Annotated in this window: 14 protein-coding genes and 2 riboswitches; of the genes, 13 read left to right on the forward strand and 1 reads right to left on the reverse strand. The window is 38.3% G+C overall.

What is annotated here, in order from left to right; genetic code table 11:
* The first annotated feature begins 1 nt into the window (after window position 1).
* Window positions 2-1729, forward strand: coding sequence for a glycine betaine ABC transporter substrate-binding protein (locus BABA_RS03965; protein WP_007083843.1), 1728 nt, complete (start codon window positions 2-4; stop codon window positions 1727-1729).
* A 183-nt stretch (window positions 1730-1912) separates the two neighbouring features.
* On the opposite strand, the gene BABA_RS03970 is transcribed toward BABA_RS03965, so the two are convergent.
* Window positions 1913-2710: a Cof-type HAD-IIB family hydrolase gene (locus BABA_RS03970; protein ID WP_007083844.1), complete on the reverse strand. Its 798-nt coding sequence runs from the start codon at window positions 2708-2710 to the stop codon at window positions 1913-1915.
* A gap of 347 nt (window positions 2711-3057) precedes the next feature.
* Here BABA_RS03970 and BABA_RS03975 point away from each other — a divergent pair, with 347 nt between their 5' ends.
* From BABA_RS03975 to BABA_RS04030, 12 genes are all read left to right on the forward strand, one after another.
* Window positions 3058-4149, forward strand: coding sequence for an ABC transporter ATP-binding protein (locus tag BABA_RS03975; RefSeq protein ID WP_007083845.1), 1092 nt, complete (start codon window positions 3058-3060; stop codon window positions 4147-4149).
* Window positions 4150-4162: 13 nt separating this feature from the next.
* Window positions 4163-5053: a carbohydrate ABC transporter permease gene (locus tag BABA_RS03980; RefSeq protein ID WP_007083846.1), complete on the forward strand. Its 891-nt coding sequence runs from the start codon at window positions 4163-4165 to the stop codon at window positions 5051-5053.
* Between the two features lie 17 nt (window positions 5054-5070).
* Window positions 5071-5895: a carbohydrate ABC transporter permease gene (locus BABA_RS03985; RefSeq protein ID WP_007083847.1), complete on the forward strand. Its 825-nt coding sequence runs from the start codon at window positions 5071-5073 to the stop codon at window positions 5893-5895.
* 96 nt (window positions 5896-5991) lie between these two features.
* Window positions 5992-7308 carry an ABC transporter substrate-binding protein gene (locus tag BABA_RS03990; protein WP_007083848.1) on the forward strand — a complete coding sequence of 439 codons (1317 nt, stop codon included), beginning with the start codon at window positions 5992-5994 and terminating at the stop codon, window positions 7306-7308.
* Window positions 7309-7402: 94 nt separating this feature from the next.
* On the forward strand, window positions 7403-8824 hold the full coding sequence (locus tag BABA_RS03995) for an MBL fold metallo-hydrolase (RefSeq protein ID WP_007083849.1): 1422 nt from the start codon (window positions 7403-7405) through the stop codon (window positions 8822-8824).
* 4 nt (window positions 8825-8828) lie between these two features.
* On the forward strand, window positions 8829-10400 hold the full coding sequence (locus BABA_RS04000) for a bifunctional metallophosphatase/5'-nucleotidase (RefSeq protein WP_040345092.1): 1572 nt from the start codon (window positions 8829-8831) through the stop codon (window positions 10398-10400).
* Between the two features lie 162 nt (window positions 10401-10562).
* Window positions 10563-10745: a Fur-regulated basic protein FbpA gene (locus tag BABA_RS04005; RefSeq protein WP_007083851.1), complete on the forward strand. Its 183-nt coding sequence runs from the start codon at window positions 10563-10565 to the stop codon at window positions 10743-10745.
* A 210-nt stretch (window positions 10746-10955) separates the two neighbouring features.
* Window positions 10956-11056, forward strand: a riboswitch (glycine riboswitch).
* Window positions 11057-11422: 366 nt separating this feature from the next.
* The gene (locus BABA_RS04010; RefSeq protein WP_007083852.1) at window positions 11423-12811 is read left to right on the forward strand and encodes an amino acid permease; all 1389 of its coding nucleotides are present in this window, start codon (window positions 11423-11425) and stop codon (window positions 12809-12811) included.
* A 67-nt stretch (window positions 12812-12878) separates the two neighbouring features.
* A riboswitch (glycine riboswitch) is annotated at window positions 12879-12981 on the forward strand.
* Between the two features lie 265 nt (window positions 12982-13246).
* Window positions 13247-14116 carry a formyltetrahydrofolate deformylase gene (gene purU, locus BABA_RS04015; protein WP_007083853.1) on the forward strand — a complete coding sequence of 290 codons (870 nt, stop codon included), beginning with the start codon at window positions 13247-13249 and terminating at the stop codon, window positions 14114-14116.
* 230 nt (window positions 14117-14346) lie between these two features.
* Window positions 14347-15129 carry an ABC transporter ATP-binding protein gene (locus tag BABA_RS04020; protein ID WP_007083854.1) on the forward strand — a complete coding sequence of 261 codons (783 nt, stop codon included), beginning with the start codon at window positions 14347-14349 and terminating at the stop codon, window positions 15127-15129.
* Window positions 15130-15142: 13 nt separating this feature from the next.
* Window positions 15143-16102, forward strand: a complete 960-nt coding sequence (locus BABA_RS04025; RefSeq protein WP_007083855.1) for an ABC transporter substrate-binding protein — start codon at window positions 15143-15145, stop codon at window positions 16100-16102.
* A gap of 6 nt (window positions 16103-16108) precedes the next feature.
* A complete protein-coding gene (locus tag BABA_RS04030) occupies window positions 16109-16867 on the forward strand; it encodes an ABC transporter permease (RefSeq protein WP_040345163.1) in 759 nt (252 codons plus the stop codon).
* Window positions 16868-16980 lie beyond the last annotated feature (113 nt).

The following is a 16980-nucleotide window of genomic DNA, read 5'->3' on the forward strand; positions in this document are numbered from 1 at the left end:
GATGAATGTGCCGAAAATCCCTTTAGGTAATTGGATAGACGTTCTGGTCAAATGGGTCACCGTTGCATTTGCCGGATTTTTCACCTTATTAACTGCCGTCATCGAGTCTCTATTAAATATTATTGTGAATGTATTAAGTGCCGGCCCACCCATTGTCATGATTATCGTCTTAACACTTTTGGTTGCCTATACCAGCAGGTGGCCATTAGGAATTTTCACCCTCATCAGTTTACTTTTGGTTGATAATCTTGGCTATTGGGATTCAAGTATTCAAACCATTGCCATTGTTTTATTATCAGGCTTACTCACCATCATTATTGGGATCCCTGTGGGTATCTGGTGTGCCCAAAGAAAAACGGTGCATAGAATTGTGACGCCGATTTTAGACTTTATGCAGACCATGCCGGCGTTTGTTTATTTAATTCCTTCTATTTTATTTTTTGGCATTGGGGTAGTACCGGGAATTATTGCCTCATTTATTTTTGCCATTGCACCTACGATTCGGATGACCAATCTGGGCATTAAGGAGGTACCGAAAGATTTAATAGAGGCAGCCGACGCCTTCGGTTCCAGTAACAGGCAAAAGTTATTCAAGGTTCAATTGCCTATTGCCACGCCAACCATAATGGCAGGGGTAAACCAAAGTATTATGCTTGCTCTATCAATGGTGGTAACAGCATCATTAGTGGGTGCACCGGGACTGGGGGCAGATGTTTACCGTGCTGTCAGTCAAATAGACGTTGGTCGGGGTTTTGAGGCTGGATTATCGATTGTGTTCATCGCCGTTATTCTTGATCGAATTTCGCAAAACCTACGAAAACCGGCATATGAAAGTATCTTAAATAAAAAAATAGTCTTTTCCATTGTAGCTCTTCTAATCATCGTGACGGCGGTTGTGACAAGCATTACAAAAGAAACTGCTAAGGATAAGAATGGTAACAGCATTGGGACCCGAGTTGATTATCAAATTATTGGGATTGAGCCTGGTGCAGGAATCATGTCACAGACGAAAAAAGCCATAAAAGACTATCAGCTGAAAGATTGGCAGCTGCAGGAAGGTTCATCCGCAGCGATGGCGGCAGAATTGGACAAGGCTTACCAGAATAAGAAACCAATCATTGTTACCGGGTGGGCACCACATTGGATGTTTTCTACTTACGATTTGAAATTTCTCAAAGACCCTAAGGATTCATATGGAGCGGTGGAAGATATTCATACAATCGTAAGAAAAGGTCTGGAAAAGGATGCACCAGGCGCCTACACCATCCTCGATCAATTTACCTGGAAACCTGCGGATATGGAAAAAGTGATGCTGGACATTAAAAAGGGAACAGACCCAGCTAAAGCAGCTGAAAATTGGATCAAGGCGAACGGGGAAAAAGTGGGGCAATGGACAAAAGGTGCACAGGCAGGGAATGGGGAAACCGTGAATCTTGTCTATGTTGCTTGGGATACTGAAATTGCTAGTACAAATGTCATTGGAAAGGTACTTGAGCAGAATGGCTATAAGGTAAAATTGAGCCAAGTTGAGGTTGGACCAATGTTTGCTGGTGTGGCAAATGGCAGTGTGGACGGAATGGTAGCTGCTTGGCTTCCTAGTACGCATAAAGAATTTTATAAACAATATAAAAACGATATTGTTGATCTTGGATCCAATCTACATGGAACAAAGAATGGACTGGTAGTACCAGAGTATATGGATATAAATTCAATTGAAGATTTGAAGTAGAAAAAGGGAATGTCACTTTTGGAGAAGTAGCTTTGCTTTTGTGGAAGAAGATAACAATCACAACCAAATGAAAAGACCAAGTCATATAGATTTGGTCTTTGACTTGTATTCATAGGATAATCCGACTTTCTGATTTCCCTTTAAGGTCTTGGCTTTCATCGGGCAAGCATCGACTGGATTACCCTAAATCACATTTGATTCATATGATTGATGAAGATAACGTTCTATAAACTCAGCTAATCCATCATTTTCATGGTGTCCTGTAACAAAATCAGCTGCTGCTTTAACCTCTTCGCTAGCGTTCCCCATTGCCACGCCAGTTCCTGCATGACGAAGCATTTCTATATCATTGGGTCCGTCTCCAATAGCAACGACTTCATTTGGACTAATTCGAAATGCACGAAGTAAGCTTTTTATAGCAGACCACTTGGAAACATTAGGAGCGAGTAATTCAAACCCGTCATTCCAATTGATGACTTCTGCTTCCTTGTTAAACAAACTGGAAATTTGCGGACATGGTGCACCCGTTCGAACACTATATTTAAGAACATCTTGATAATTTGCCTGTCTTAAATCACCAATATACTGTGGCGGAATTTTGCCAACTTTTGTCCAATAATCGATTTCTTCATTCGTTTCCTTACAATAAAGCCCATTTGCTGTATGGATCATAACATTACATGGATTTTCAGCGGTCAGTTGGTGGAATCGTTCTTCGTTCAGTTGGACGGTTTTCATTTGTATAGCTCTTCCTGTCTCAGCATCGTGAATAGCAGCACCATTTAAACAGATCATTGGAGTTCGTAATCCAATTTCTTTATGGTAAGGAGCGGTTACTTCATAGTGCCGACCTGTAGCTAGAAAAACCTTGACCCCTTGATTAATGAGCCTATAAATAGCTTCCATATTTCGGTTGGAAATGTTGTTTGAGGCTTTTAGTAGTGTACCATCCATATCAATAAAAATTGCACGAACATTCATTTATACTACCTCCTCATCGTTGGTGAACCAATCATATCATCTGACTATTAAAGAATTGTAAACTCAGTGTACAGATTTAATAAAGTTTATTGGGAAGCAATGGATAGTTCTATGCAAAACTTCCGATTTGGCCTCTGAGAACCGTCCCACTGTCATAAAAGTGCCGGCAATATCTAGCAAATAGATTGTGCTCGGCACTTTTTTTTGTGAGTTTTTAAATATAGATACACTCGTAACATTTTATTATACTACATTATTTAAATAAATCGAACATTAAATTTACAGTTTCTTAATAAATCTTCGCTACGATAGGGGAGAAAAGAAACTTACTTCAAGGAGGCATTCTGTTGAAAGTACAGCTAAAAGATATCACCATGAGATTTGAAAATATGACGGCTGTTGATCGTTTAAATGTAACAATTGAAGAAGGTACGCTCGTATCACTGTTAGGTCCAAGTGGCTGTGGAAAAAGTACTACTTTATTTATGCTAGCAGGCCTTTATCAGCCAACTGAGGGTGAACTATATTTTGGTGATCGTATCGTAAATAAAATTGAACCAGAAAACCGAGAAATTGGAATGGTATTTCAAAACTATGCATTATATCCTCATTTGACCGTTCTTAAAAATATTATGTTTCCGTTAAAAATGGCGAAAATACCTAAAAAGGAAGCAGAAGAAAGAGCTAGAGAGATGGCTGCACTCGTTCAAATAAACCATTTATTAGATCGTAAGCCTAGTCAATTATCAGGCGGACAGCAGCAACGTGTGGCGATTGCCAGAGCATTAGTCAAAAAGCCGAAGCTACTTTTATTAGATGAACCTTTGTCTAATTTAGATGCACGGCTGCGTTTAGAAATGAGGGAAGAAATAAGACGTATTCAGCAAGAAGTTGGCATTACAACTATATTTGTGACTCATGATCAAGAAGAAGCCATGAGCATTTCAGATAAAATTTTATTAATGCAGGATGGAAAAAAACAGCAATTTAGTCCTCCGCAAGATATGTATGACTATCCAGAAAACCATTTTGTTGCTCAATTTCTAGGGAATCCTCCGATTAACAGACTATCAGTTAAACTTGGCGAGGATTTACAAACTATCGTGTTACCGGATACTGAAGATTCATTGCATTTAGGAGCACCACTAAAAAGTAACGGTGAGGTAAATATGCATTATGAACTTGGTGTTAGACCGGAGGATTTTTACATTGAACCTGATTTAGCAAAAGCGGGATTCACGGTAGAGACGATTATGGTTGAACGAATTGGAAGAGATAATTTATTGTACGCTAGATTAGGACAAACAAACCTGCGTGCCATTGTTTCCCCGGATGTAAAAGTTAATCGAGGAGATATGGTGAAATTAGCCATTCGTCCTGGACGCACTCATTTATTTGATTTGAGCAATGGTAAAAACTTGCTGCACCACGAAGGATAGGAGGGTTCTGATCTTGAATGACAAACCAACTATGAAAAAAACGATAAAGGCAGCACTTTACCTAATTCCTGCTTTGGTCCTCATTATTACTTTTAGTATTTATCCAATTGTTAAGTCCTTTTTTATGAGCTTTTATACGGATTATGACTATTTTAAAGATCTTGTTTTTGCAAGAGGTCTGGATAACTATAAAATGATTTTTCAAGACCCTGAATTTTGGAAATCGATGGGAAATACCTTACTATTTGTTGTTGGTGTAGTTCCACTTTCGATTATTATTTCATTGATCATTGCTACATTATTAAATCAAAAAATTAAGTTTCGCGGTTTGTTTCGTACTGTTTACTTTCTGCCCTTTGTTACATCTGTTGTAGCCGTTTCGATTGTTTGGCGGTGGATTTTCCACAGTCAATATGGTGTATTGAATTATTTCCTTGGCCTAATTGGGATCTCGCCGGTTAATTGGTTAACGGATCCAAAATGGGCGATGCCTTCCCTTGTTATTCTAGCGATCTGGAAAGGCCTTGGTTACAATATCATTATTTTCCTGGCAGGATTACAAAATATTAATCAACAATACTATTTAGCGGCTAAAATTGATGGGGCAGGTGCTTGGGAGAGATTTAAGAATATTACAGTCCCACTGTTATCGCCGACGACCTTTTTTATCTCCATCGTTTCCATTATAAACTCGTTTAAAGTATTTGATGAAGTGTATGCCCTCTTTGGCGGCCAGCCGGGCCCCGCAGGGAGTGCCGTGACGATTGTTTATTATATCTATAATAAATTTTACGGTGAATGGGACTTTGGAGTTGCCTCTGCAGCAGCGTATGTCCTTTTCTTGGTAATTTTTATTTTTACGCTGATTCAACTTTATTTTGGTAAGAAGAAAGTGAATTATTAACAGAAGGAGGGAGCAAGTTGCAAAAAGAAGCACTTTCCAAAAGTTTTATTTATCTATTATTGATCATTGGAAGTATATTAATGCTCTTGCCTTTTGTTTGGATGATCAGTACATCATTAAAACAACCAAACGAAGTGATGATTATGCCTCCAAAGTGGATTCCTTCGGACATTCAATGGAGCAATTATATAGAAGCATGGTTCTCAGCTCCCTTTGCAATTTATACGGTCAATAGTGTGATTGTCTTAATCGCAAGTACTATAGGTGAGTTGATTACAACTATTCTGGCAGCTTATGCTTTTTCCCGAATTCATTTTTATGGACGTGAAATAATCTTCTCCGTCCTGCTTGGAACGATGATGGTTCCGGGAGAAGTGTTATTGATTCCTAATTTTGTTACTTTATCAAATTTAGGATGGATTGATCAATATCAGGCGTTAATTGTTCCTTGGCTTGCTAGTATTTTTTCAATCTTTTTATTGCGTCAATTTTTCTTTTCGATCCCAAAGGAGCTTTCATTCGCAGCCAAAATTGATGGGTGCAGCGACTTTCGGTTCCTATGGTCTGTCATGGTTCCACTTGCAAAGCCAGCATTAATTACCATTGCCATCTTAAAGGCGATTGGAAGCTGGAACGCCTTCTTGTGGCCCTTAATCGTTACAAGTTCTGAAAATATGAGGACGCTGCCGGTAGGACTAATCTCCTTTAGTACAGATACAGGTACGAAATACGAATTATTAATGGCAGCTTCATCTATGATTATCCTGCCTATGATTATTTTATTTATCGTTTTGCAAAAATATATCATCGAAGGGGTAGCTAGAGCAGGGATTAAGGGGTGATTTAAAGAGAAATAAAGGGGGTGATATGTGTTCACTGATCCTGCTTGAAATAATTTATTATTTTCATAATTATTTAAAATTTGGAGGAAAGATACCGTGAAAAAAATCGTCAATCTATTTTTAGTTTGTTTGTTAGCGATTGGTCTTGCTGCTTGTTCAACAGCTAGCAAATCAACAGATTCCAAAAAGCAAAATACGGCAGAGATTCCAACGAAAATTGATAAGCCTGTAACCATTGAATTCTGGCATGCCATGACTGGCGGATTAGAGAAGACGTTACAGACTATGACACAAGAATTTAATGATTCACAATCAAATATCACTGTTAAACTTGTCAATCAAGGGACTTATGATGATTTAAACAAAAAGTTAATGGCCGCAGCTAAATCTCATACTTCACCTGTAATGGCACAAGCTTACGAAGATTGGATGCAGGATTATATTAATAATGATTTAATTACTGATTTAACACCATATATTCAAAATAAGACGGTGGGTTGGACAGATGCCGAACTCAATGACATTGTCAAAGTATTCCGTGAAGAAAATACTTGGAATAATAAATTCTATGGTGTTCCATTTAACAAGAGTACAGAAATCCTTTACTATAATACAGATATGTTCAAAGACAATAATCTAAAGGCTCCAACCACATGGAAAGAGCTTGAAAAAGCAGCTCAAACACTAACAAAGGGAAATGTAGTGGGTATGGGCTTTGAAAATGCTATTGGTCTTAATTTCCCGACATGGGTTCAGCAAGCGGGCGGACAGTTTGTCGATAGTGACAAAGAAAAGGTCACTTTCGATTCAGCAGAAGGGAAGAAAGCTCTAACTTTCTTAAATGATATGGTTAATAATAAAAAGATTGCTAGATTAGCTGGCGAAGATAACTATATGTCTGATCCATTCACTCGCGGAGATGTGGGAATGTATATCGGATCTTCAGCAGGAATTTCTTTTGTGGGCGCATCAGCACAAGGGAAAATTAATTGGGCAACTGCCCCGCTGCCAGCTGATAAGCAAGCATCTACACAATTTCAGGGTACAAATTTAGTGACTTTCGATTCTGCGGAAGATCAACAAAAGCTTGCAGCATGGGAATTTATGAAATTCCTTTCCAGCAAGGAACAAACCATCTTTTGGGCTAAAAACACTGGATATGTCCCTGTACGAGAATCGGCTCTAAATGACCCCGAATGGAAAAAACATATAGAAGAAAATCCAAATTATGCTGCAGCAGAAGAACAGTTTGATGCTGGGTACTACTTCCCACATCTTAACGGTGCTTTCGCCATGAAATCAGCGTATTCTACAGAAATTCAAGCAGTATTGGTTGGGAAAAAATCAGTTGATCAAGGGATCAAAGATGCTGCCAAGAATTCTCAAGATGCTTTAGATAAGGCTAGTAAATAAAAATGAGAAGAATTGGGGGCCAGTAAATGGTTCCCTTCTTCATTCACTTAGGTATCATTCAAAAAGATTATATTTTAAAGAGGTGACGGAAAAGATGGCAAAAGAGGTAAATCATACGAATATTCGATTTTGGGGCGGCCTAAGAACGATAGGCGGCACGGTTGTATCGGTGGAATACAAAGATTCACGAGTTATTTTTGATTTTGGTCTGACGTATAATCCTGCATCGAATATTTTTGATGGACAGATTAAAAGGCGAGTTCATGGAATGGTGCGAGACAATCTCAAATTAAATTTAATTCCAGCTATTGATGGCGTATATTCAGCGGAAAATCTCGGAACTTATCAGCATGACCTGATCCCTGCTGAAGAAAATGGTCAAGAAACGGCAGTCATAATTTCTCATTTACATCTTGATCATATAGGTGCAATGGGATCAATTGCTCCGTCCATTCCTGTATACTTAACAAAAGAGAGCTATGAACTCTATCATGCATTAGAAGTAATTGGAGAAGGAGTTCCGGGTAAACGCAACTACCAATCCTGTGACTATGGGGTGTCTTTCTCAATAGGAGAAATCACCATTACACCTATTCAAGTTGATCATGATATTCTTGGGGCGTGTGGTTTTCATATTCAAACTCCAAATGGAGCTATACTTTATACGGGAGACCTTAGGCTGCATGGGAAATACCCAGAACGAATCGAGCATTTTATTAATGAAGTAAACAGGCTTGGTATAGATGCTCTTATTATCGAAGGAACCACATTGAGCAATGTAGAAGAAATGCGCGAAGCTATTATAGGTAATCCTATCGTACCAGAGGGAATGACAACAGAAATAACTATTCCTGAAAAAATGAGTAACAAGTTAAATGAAACAAAGGGTTTAGGAATATTTAACGTTTATCATCGGAACATTGATAGGTTAATAGGAATCATAAAAGCATCACAAGGCTCTTCAAGGAAAGCTGTTTTTGAACATGAGACTGCTTACTTATTAGACAAGTTAACAGATGAACATGATTTTCTTGTTTATAAATCTGTTGAAACTATTTTTGAAGAACAAACAGGTACACTACCAGATTGGAAATCTGAATTGTTAAAACGATATGAATCGATCAGTGCCGAAAAGATTAATATCAATCCTGGAGAATACTTTCTGCAAAATACGTATGAAAATGTTCTCGAGTTATTTGATTTAGATGTTTGTGAGGGGATATACATCCATTCAAACGGAGTACCGTTGGGATCCTTTGATCCTGCATTTGAAAATCTAAAAAAAATCTTGAATAAATTGGATGTTGACTATGATTATATTGGTGCGGGTGGCCATGCCATACCATCTCATTTAAAATATATCGTAGATCGCATTGATCCAAAATTCCTACTACCCTTACACAGCTTTAATCCGGAAAGATTAAAACCTAAATCCGGTATTCAATTGCTGGCAGACTATGGTGTTGATTATACATTAAAAGATCATCAAATTTTAGCAAATGAAGGAAAGGAATGAACTGATGGAAAGAATGGAACTTGTCATCCTAGAAACAAGTGATGTTCACGGCAACATTTTTCCTCTGAATTATGGAAATAATCAATCATCTGATGTTGGTCTTGGTAAAATCGCTTCTTTAATCAAAAAGGAGAGAACGAAAAATCCATATGTTCTATTGGTTGACAATGGAGATCTTATTCAAGGGACACCATTGACCTATCATTATGCCCGAGTTAACAGCCATCGCCCGAATCCGATGATTGTTGCTGCGAATGAAATGAAATATGATGCAGCTGTTTTTGGTAATCATGAATTCAACTATGGGAAGGACATCTTAGATTCCGCTGTAAATGATTCAAATTTTCCTTGGCTTTCAGCAAATATTGTTAGTGTAGAGACAGACAAACCCTACTTCGGAAAACCTTATCTGGTAAAAAAGGCAGGAGACCTAAAGGTAGGGATTCTTGGGTTAACAACTCATTATATACCAAACTGGGAACAGCCTCAGCATATAGAAGGTATGAGGTTTGAGGATGCTGTTTTAGCAGCTAAAAAGTGGGTAAAGATACTAAAAGATGATGAAAAGGTAGATATTGTCGTGGTTTCCTACCATGGCGGATTTGAACGAGATTTAGTAACAGGAGAGCCAACTGAAAAATTGACAGGGGAAAATCAAGGATACCAAATTTGTATGGAAATAGAAGGTATTGATGTGCTTTTAACAGGTCACCAGCATCGACAAATTGCCGGAAATTTAATAAATGGTGTAATCGTCGTACAGCCAGGAAAAGATGGGATTGCGTTAGGGAAAGTAACTATACTGCTAGAAAAGGATGCAGCTGGCTGGAAATGTATGCAAAAATCCTCTGAATTGCTATCCGTTCCTTCTGACGAGGAGGATTTCAGCTTACTAGAAGTAGTGAAGAGGTACGAAGACGATACACAAGACTGGTTAGATCAACCAATTGGGAAAATCGAAGGAGCTATGATTTTTCGAGATCCAATGGAAGTTAGAATAAAGGATAATTCCTTAATTGAATTTATCAACCGTGTCCAAATGGAGGTTTCAGGAGTTGATATCTCTTGTACTGCTTTATTTGATAGTGTAGCACTTGGGTTTCCAGAGGATGTAACAATGAGAGCGGTTGTTTCAAACTATATCTATCCAAATACATTAAAGGTTATCCGCATTACAGGACAAGATATGAAGGATGCATTAGAGCAGTCCGCCTCTTATTTTGAACAATATGATGGTATAGAAATCAAAGTGAATCCGGCATTTATTTACCCGAAACCACAGCATTACAATTATGATATGTGGGAAGGGATAGATTATTTAATTGATATTTCGAAGCCAATCGGCGAACGAATTGTAAAGCTGGAGTACAAAGGTGAACCAGTAGAACTTGGAAAAGAATATGATGTTGTCATGAACAACTATCGTTCTAGTGGTGGCGGTAATTATATTATGTATAAAAACAAACCCGTTATGAAAGAGATCCCAACAGACATATCAGAAATTATCGCAAACTATATTCTAAAAAATAAAATTGTGAAAGCAACGGTTAATCACAATTGGAAGGTCATTTATTAAAAAAACGGGTAGACAGCTAAAATCCTTTTCCAAATGGAAAAGGATTTTTAGTCATATACCGAAGATAAAAAAGGATTTAACTATTTTTTAATTCATACTTTACAGATGGGAATTGTATGTTTATAGTAAAGTTACTACACTAAACCACGAGGAGTGTTTCTTATGAGAAACAACGTTGAAAAAAAGAGACAAAAACTTATTAATAAACTAATTTTCTTTAGTGTATATAACAAAGATGACAAACAGCTTTACGAATTATCACTTTCAAAATTAGAATATGAATATAAAAGATTTAAATTACAAAATCATCCACATGGTGAGTTTGGTTCTATTCAATGGATATAAAGCCAATTCTCCTAATGATCAAAATGCAGCGTAAATCCCTAGCCATGGGGGATAAACGCTGTATTTTTTTGAAGCATTTCAAAAATGGTGGTTTTGTACAAGAACAATGGACTAGGATACCTGTGAAATTATAATAATATATGAATTCTGAAAATTCAATTGACAACTTGATTTTGAAAGATTAGTATAAATTTATATTCATACTAGCGGATGAATATTGTGGGAGAGTCTAAACGCATTGTTTAGCACCGAAGGAGCAAGTCCCAAAAATTGGGGTCAATCTCTCAGGTAAAAGGGACCACAATAGGACGCGTCTCTGGAGAGCGCCATGTGCCACCAAAGGAGTTATACTCTCAGGTAAAAGGACAGTGAAAAATAGGGGAACGCCTATTTTTCACTGTCCTTTTTTGTAGAGAAAAATAGGAAAAAGCAAAAAAAGGAGGAGTTAAACACAAAAATTAATAATGGGGGCGTCCAATTCTTTTCGAATTCCAATTAGGTTTATCCATTAAATATTTACTTTTTAAAAAAAATGTAAGCGCTTATTTCTGCCGAATTGACTAATATTATATTAAACTTTTATAGGGAAATTACTTTTCAATTATTTGATTTTACTTTATTATTAAAACTATCAAAAAATTGCAAACATCCTTGAAAAGTAGGGAGAGGGAATTCATATGCAGGAACAAACATTGTCGCGAGGTTTAAAAAACAGGCACGTTCAACTTATTGCTATTGGCGGGGCTATCGGAACAGGATTATTTCTTGGAGCAGGTAAATCTATTCATTTAGCAGGTCCATCGATTTTATTTGCTTACTTGATTACAGGGATAATTTGCTTTTTAATCATGCGCGCACTTGGCGAATTGCTTTTATCCAATTTGAAATATCATTCTTTTGTTGATTTTGTTAGAGACTATTTAGGTAATATGGCGGCATTTATTACTGGCTGGACCTACTGGTTTTGCTGGATTTCAATTGCAATGGCCGATTTAACAGCCGTTGGTCTCTATACTCAATTTTGGTTTCCAAGTGTACCACAGTGGATGCCAGGATTAATTGCACTAGTCGTTTTGCTCATCATGAACCTTGCAACCGTAAAACTTTTTGGCGAAATGGAATTCTGGTTCGCATTAATTAAAGTCATTGCGATTCTAGCATTAATTGTAATCGGGATTTTCATGATTATTAAAGGCATTTCCACAAATTCCGGGGCATCCAGTTTCGGGAATCTATGGAGCCACGGCGGCATGTTTCCAAATGGCATAAATGGTTTTATCCTCTCATTCCAGATGGTAGTGTTTGCGTTTGTTGGCATTGAACTTGTAGGACTTACAGCAGGTGAAACAGAAAACCCAGAAAAAGTAATTCCAAAAGCCATCAATAATATCCCTATTCGGGTTTTAATTTTCTACATTGGCGCCCTTATTGTCATCATGAGTATTTATCCGTGGAACGCCATCAATCCAGCGAAAAGCCCATTTGTTCAAGTCTTCGTGGCGGTTGGGATCGCTGCAGCTGCTGGTATCGTCAATTTTGTCGTTCTAACCTCTGCAGCTTCGGCATGTAATAGCGCCATTTTCAGTACAAGCCGGATGGTATTCTCGCTTGCCAAAGATAAAAATGCACCTGTACCATTTGCAAAACTTACTTCACGTCAAGTACCTACTAATGCATTGTTCTTTTCCACTGTCGTCATTCTAATTGCCGTTATTTTGAACTATGTTATGCCAGAAGGAGTATTTACGCTGATTACAAGTATTTCCACAGTATGTTTCATCTTTATTTGGGGAATTACGGTCATCAGCCATTTGAAATACCGGAAAACCAGACCAGATCTAGCGAAAGTGAACAAATTTAAATTGCCGCTTTATCCATTTTCCAATTACTTAATCCTTGCTTTCTTAGCGTTCGTGCTTGTTGTACTTGCACTTGCGGAAGACACTCGTGTTGCCTTGTTCGTAACACCTGTTTGGTTTATCATGCTGATTGGGATTTATAAGCTGTTGATAAAGAAGGAGAATTATGCGGAGCAGGAGAATCAACAAAAAGTAGTAGGAGATTGATTAGCAACTCAGGAAATAGAATCTTAATTCATGTTTCTGCTTGAAAATAATAAAAATGAATAAGCGGTAGATAGTTGTGGGAGAGTGCAAGTTTACACGCCACCGAAGGAGCAAGTTCCAAAAAGACCCTTGGAACAAATCTCTCAGGTAGATGGAACCACAATTGGACGCAACTCTGGAGAGCGCGTATACAGTTATATGCCACCAAAGGGGAAGGTTCTTAATCGAACTTAAACTCTCAGGTAAAAGGACAGAGAAGGGTAGAAGAAAGCCTTGTGCTACCCTTTTTTGTCCTTTTTTGCGTGCAAACAAGTATGGCCAAACAAGTTATTTTATTCCTATTAATCCAAGTTTTCCGATATATATTAGAGATTTTAAGAGGAAATTCATGCGTAATACAACATAAATTATAACCCTAAGGATGGTGGAAGAGCAATGAACACAAAGGTAAAGCTGAACCGTGCAAAATTATTAATTTCTTGTCCAGAAAAGCCAGGGATTATCTGGACTGTAACGAATTTTTTATTAGAACACAAAGCAAATATTGTACATTTTGATCAACATACTACTAATCCACAAGCAGGTATATTTTTTATGCGGATCGAGTTTGACTTGGAAGAATTTGATTCTACATTTGAAAAACTTGAAAAAGATCTTCATGTTATGGCGCGGGAGTATGCTTTGGATTGGCAGTTGAGCAGTAATGAAAGAAGAAAGCGAATGGCCATCTTTGTTTCCAAAGCTGATCACTGTCTCACCGAGCTTATTTGGCGGTGGAAATCGAATGAAATTCCTGTGGAAATCCCTATGGTGATAAGTAATCATGCTGATTTAAAAGAATTAGTTGAAGGCTATGGCATCCCTTTTTATCATATTCCGCTGTCTCAAGAAACGAAAGAAGATGCCGAACAAAAAGTATTAGAACTATTAAAAGGGAAAGTAGATTTTATTGTTCTGGCCAGGTATATGCAAATTCTTTCTCCTAATTTCATTTCCCATTATCCGAAACAAATCATTAACATACATCACTCTTTCTTACCAGCTTTTGTTGGGGCAAATCCTTATGTAAGGGCGTTTAACCGCGGGGTGAAATTAATAGGAGCAACTGCCCATTATGTAACAAATGATCTTGATGAAGGACCAATTATTGAACAAGATGTGCAGCGTATTAATCATCGCTATACAGTAGCGGATTTGAAGACTGCGGGACGTCATGTGGAAAAAAGAGTTCTCGCCGAAGCCGTTTCCTGGCATGTTGAAGACAAAGTACTTGTTCATGGTAATAAAACGATTGTATTTGCATGAGTTGAATTCATAAGGTGGTTGCCCTGTAAACGAAGTTCCTAGGAGTGCAATGCCCCGTCTCTTTATTTTAATAGAGATGGGGCTTTTTATATGGATGAACTAAACGCGAAATTAAATTTCAGAAAAATGAAATTAGTAGGTTGTTTTTTAAAATAAAGTATAATAAAATAACCTACAATACCAACTAAACCACTATGAATATATTAGTTTGAAATAAAGGAGGCTGAGATGTGTTAACGGATGTGATTGAAGTAACCGATGTAGAGAAGAAATATGTTAATGGAAAGGAATCACTTCATGTACTTGACCAGGTTTCTTATCAGGTCAAAAAGGGGGAAATTGTCACATTACTTGGAAAAAGCGGCTGCGGGAAGAGTACTATATTAAATATGGTGGCTGGTTTCGAAAAGGCAGATGGAGGATCGGTGATGCTTGATGGTCATGAGGTGAAACGTCCTTCAAGAAAATGCATTATGTTGTTCCAGCAAATTAATCTTCTGCCATGGCGTACGGTTATAAAAAATGTGGAACTAGGACTAGATGGAGAAAAAATTCCGAGAGTGGAAAAGAAAAAACGGATCATGGACGCATTAAAGCTGGTTGGACTTGAAAATGTCCTCCATCAATTTCCGCATGAATTGTCGGGTGGAATGCAGCAGCGTGTTGCCATCGCAAGAGCGCTCGCCATGCAGCCTGATGTCATATTGATGGACGAACCATTTGCTGCACTTGATACGTTTAATCGCTATCTCTTACAGGATGAACTTCTTCGGATTCAGGAAAAATTGAAGACAACTATTTTACTCGTGACCCATGATATAGATGAAGCTGTCTATTTATCTGACAGAATACTAATTATGAGTTCCCACCCGGGAAGAATTTTTAAAGACATGCCGATTAAGCTTGCCAAGCCGAGAGACCGTGCGGGGGAAGATTTTCATCACTACCGTAAAAGAATCTTAGAAGAGTTCGAGCTTAGCGGTAGTCACCAAGAACCGGAATACATCATTTAAGGGGAAATGAGCGTTGAGGAAAAACAAAAAATGGATAATCCGACTAGTAACCGCTTGTATTATGCTATTTTTGACGGCATGCGGACAGCAGGCAGGGAAAACCCTGGATAAACCAACGATCAAAATTGGTTACCTTCCCATCACACATGCTGGACCACTGTACCTAGATGCCCATGTTCATGATGGTCAATTTGAGGATTATAACATTGAACTGGTCAAATTTAACTCCTGGCCCGATTTAATGGATGCCTTAAACACCGGACGTGTAGATGGTGCTTCTGTCTTAATTGAACTTGCGATGAAAGCAGTGGAAAAGGGAATTGACTTAAAAGCAGTGGCACTCGGTCATAAAGACGGAAATGTCTTAATAGCATCAAAAGAGATTGATGATGCAAAAGAACTTAAGAATAAAACATTTGCGATTCCTCATAAATATTCAACTCATAATCTCTTATTATATGAAACATTGAAAAAAGAAGGGTTGACCTATGATGATGTCAAGGTAGTGGAAATGCCGCCAGCTGAAATGCCTGCTGCGTTAGCGGGAAATCGAATTGCGGGTTATGTAGTGGCAGAACCCTTTGGTGCGCAAGCGGTTGTATTGGATAAAGGGCATGTTCTTCACTCTTCTGATGACATTTGGCCAAATTCCTATTGCTGTGTACTCGTTTTCCGTAACGATTTTATTCAAGGGAACCGGACTGCCGTTCAATCGATGGTAAGCCAGTATATAAAATCTGGCGAACTTGCCAATCAGAAGGATCCGGCTTTATACGAATCATTCCAGCATTACATGAAAGTAGACAAGAAAGTCCTTGATCTATCGCTTCAATGGATTTCGTTTGATGGATTACGCATAGAGAAAAAGGAATATGATAAGCTCCGCAATCTCATCTTGGAAATGAAGCTAATGGAAAACCCGCCATTATATGAAGAATTTGTTGACAATACATTTATTAATAAAGCGATGTGACAAATGATGAAACTAGGAAATAAACTGTTGAATTTTTTAATAGGGATGGTCATTTTGGTGATCATCTGGCAAATCGTGATTTGGATTGGCGGTTATCCTGAAGCACTGCTGCCCTCTCCGTTAAGTGTGGGGAAAGCGATTATTGCCCTTATTGTTGAGGGTACTTTATTCGAGCATTTACAAGTGAGTCTTGGCAGATTTCTAGCAGGTTATTTCTTAGCTGCAATTCCTGCTATTATTCTCGGAATGATTCTCGGAAGATTACCGAAAGTGTGGCAAGTGTTTGACCCGATTGTGCAAGTGCTGAGGCCGGTATCCCCCGTTGCCTGGTCGCCGTTCATCGTTCTTTGGTTTGGAATAGGAAACATGCCAGCGATTGTGATTATTTTTATTGCTGCCTTTTTTCCCGTGCTATTAACGACAGTAACGGGAGTCAGTAAGATTGATCGTTCCTTTTTGAAAATTGCCGAAAACCTTGAAATTCGGAATCTGAAATTGATGGTTACATTCATTTTTCCTGCTGCCTTCCCATCGATTGTCAGTGGCCTGCGTCTTGCTGTGGGGACGGGTTGGATTTTCCTTGTAGCCGGTGAGATGGTTGGAGCCCAGTCAGGCCTTGGCTTTTTAATCGTGGATGCGAGAAATACCTTAAATCTCGATTACGTTCTAGCAGGGATCATTTTTATCGGAGTGAGCGGATTTCTATTGGATCGATTAATTGGCTTATTTGAAGGATGGGTGGGCAAGCATTGGGGAATGACTTAGAAAAGCGCAAACGCCCTGTTCAGCGGCGTATGGCCTGGAGCGATCCAACTGAGATAAAGGAAACACGAAGAGCCGGAGGCGATTCGATGTTGACTTATCGTAGGGCGGAGAGC

Origin of the sequence: Neobacillus bataviensis LMG 21833 (genome assembly GCF_000307875.1) — a bacterium.
GTDB classification, from domain to species: domain Bacteria; phylum Bacillota; class Bacilli; order Bacillales; family Cytobacillaceae; genus Neobacillus; species Neobacillus bataviensis.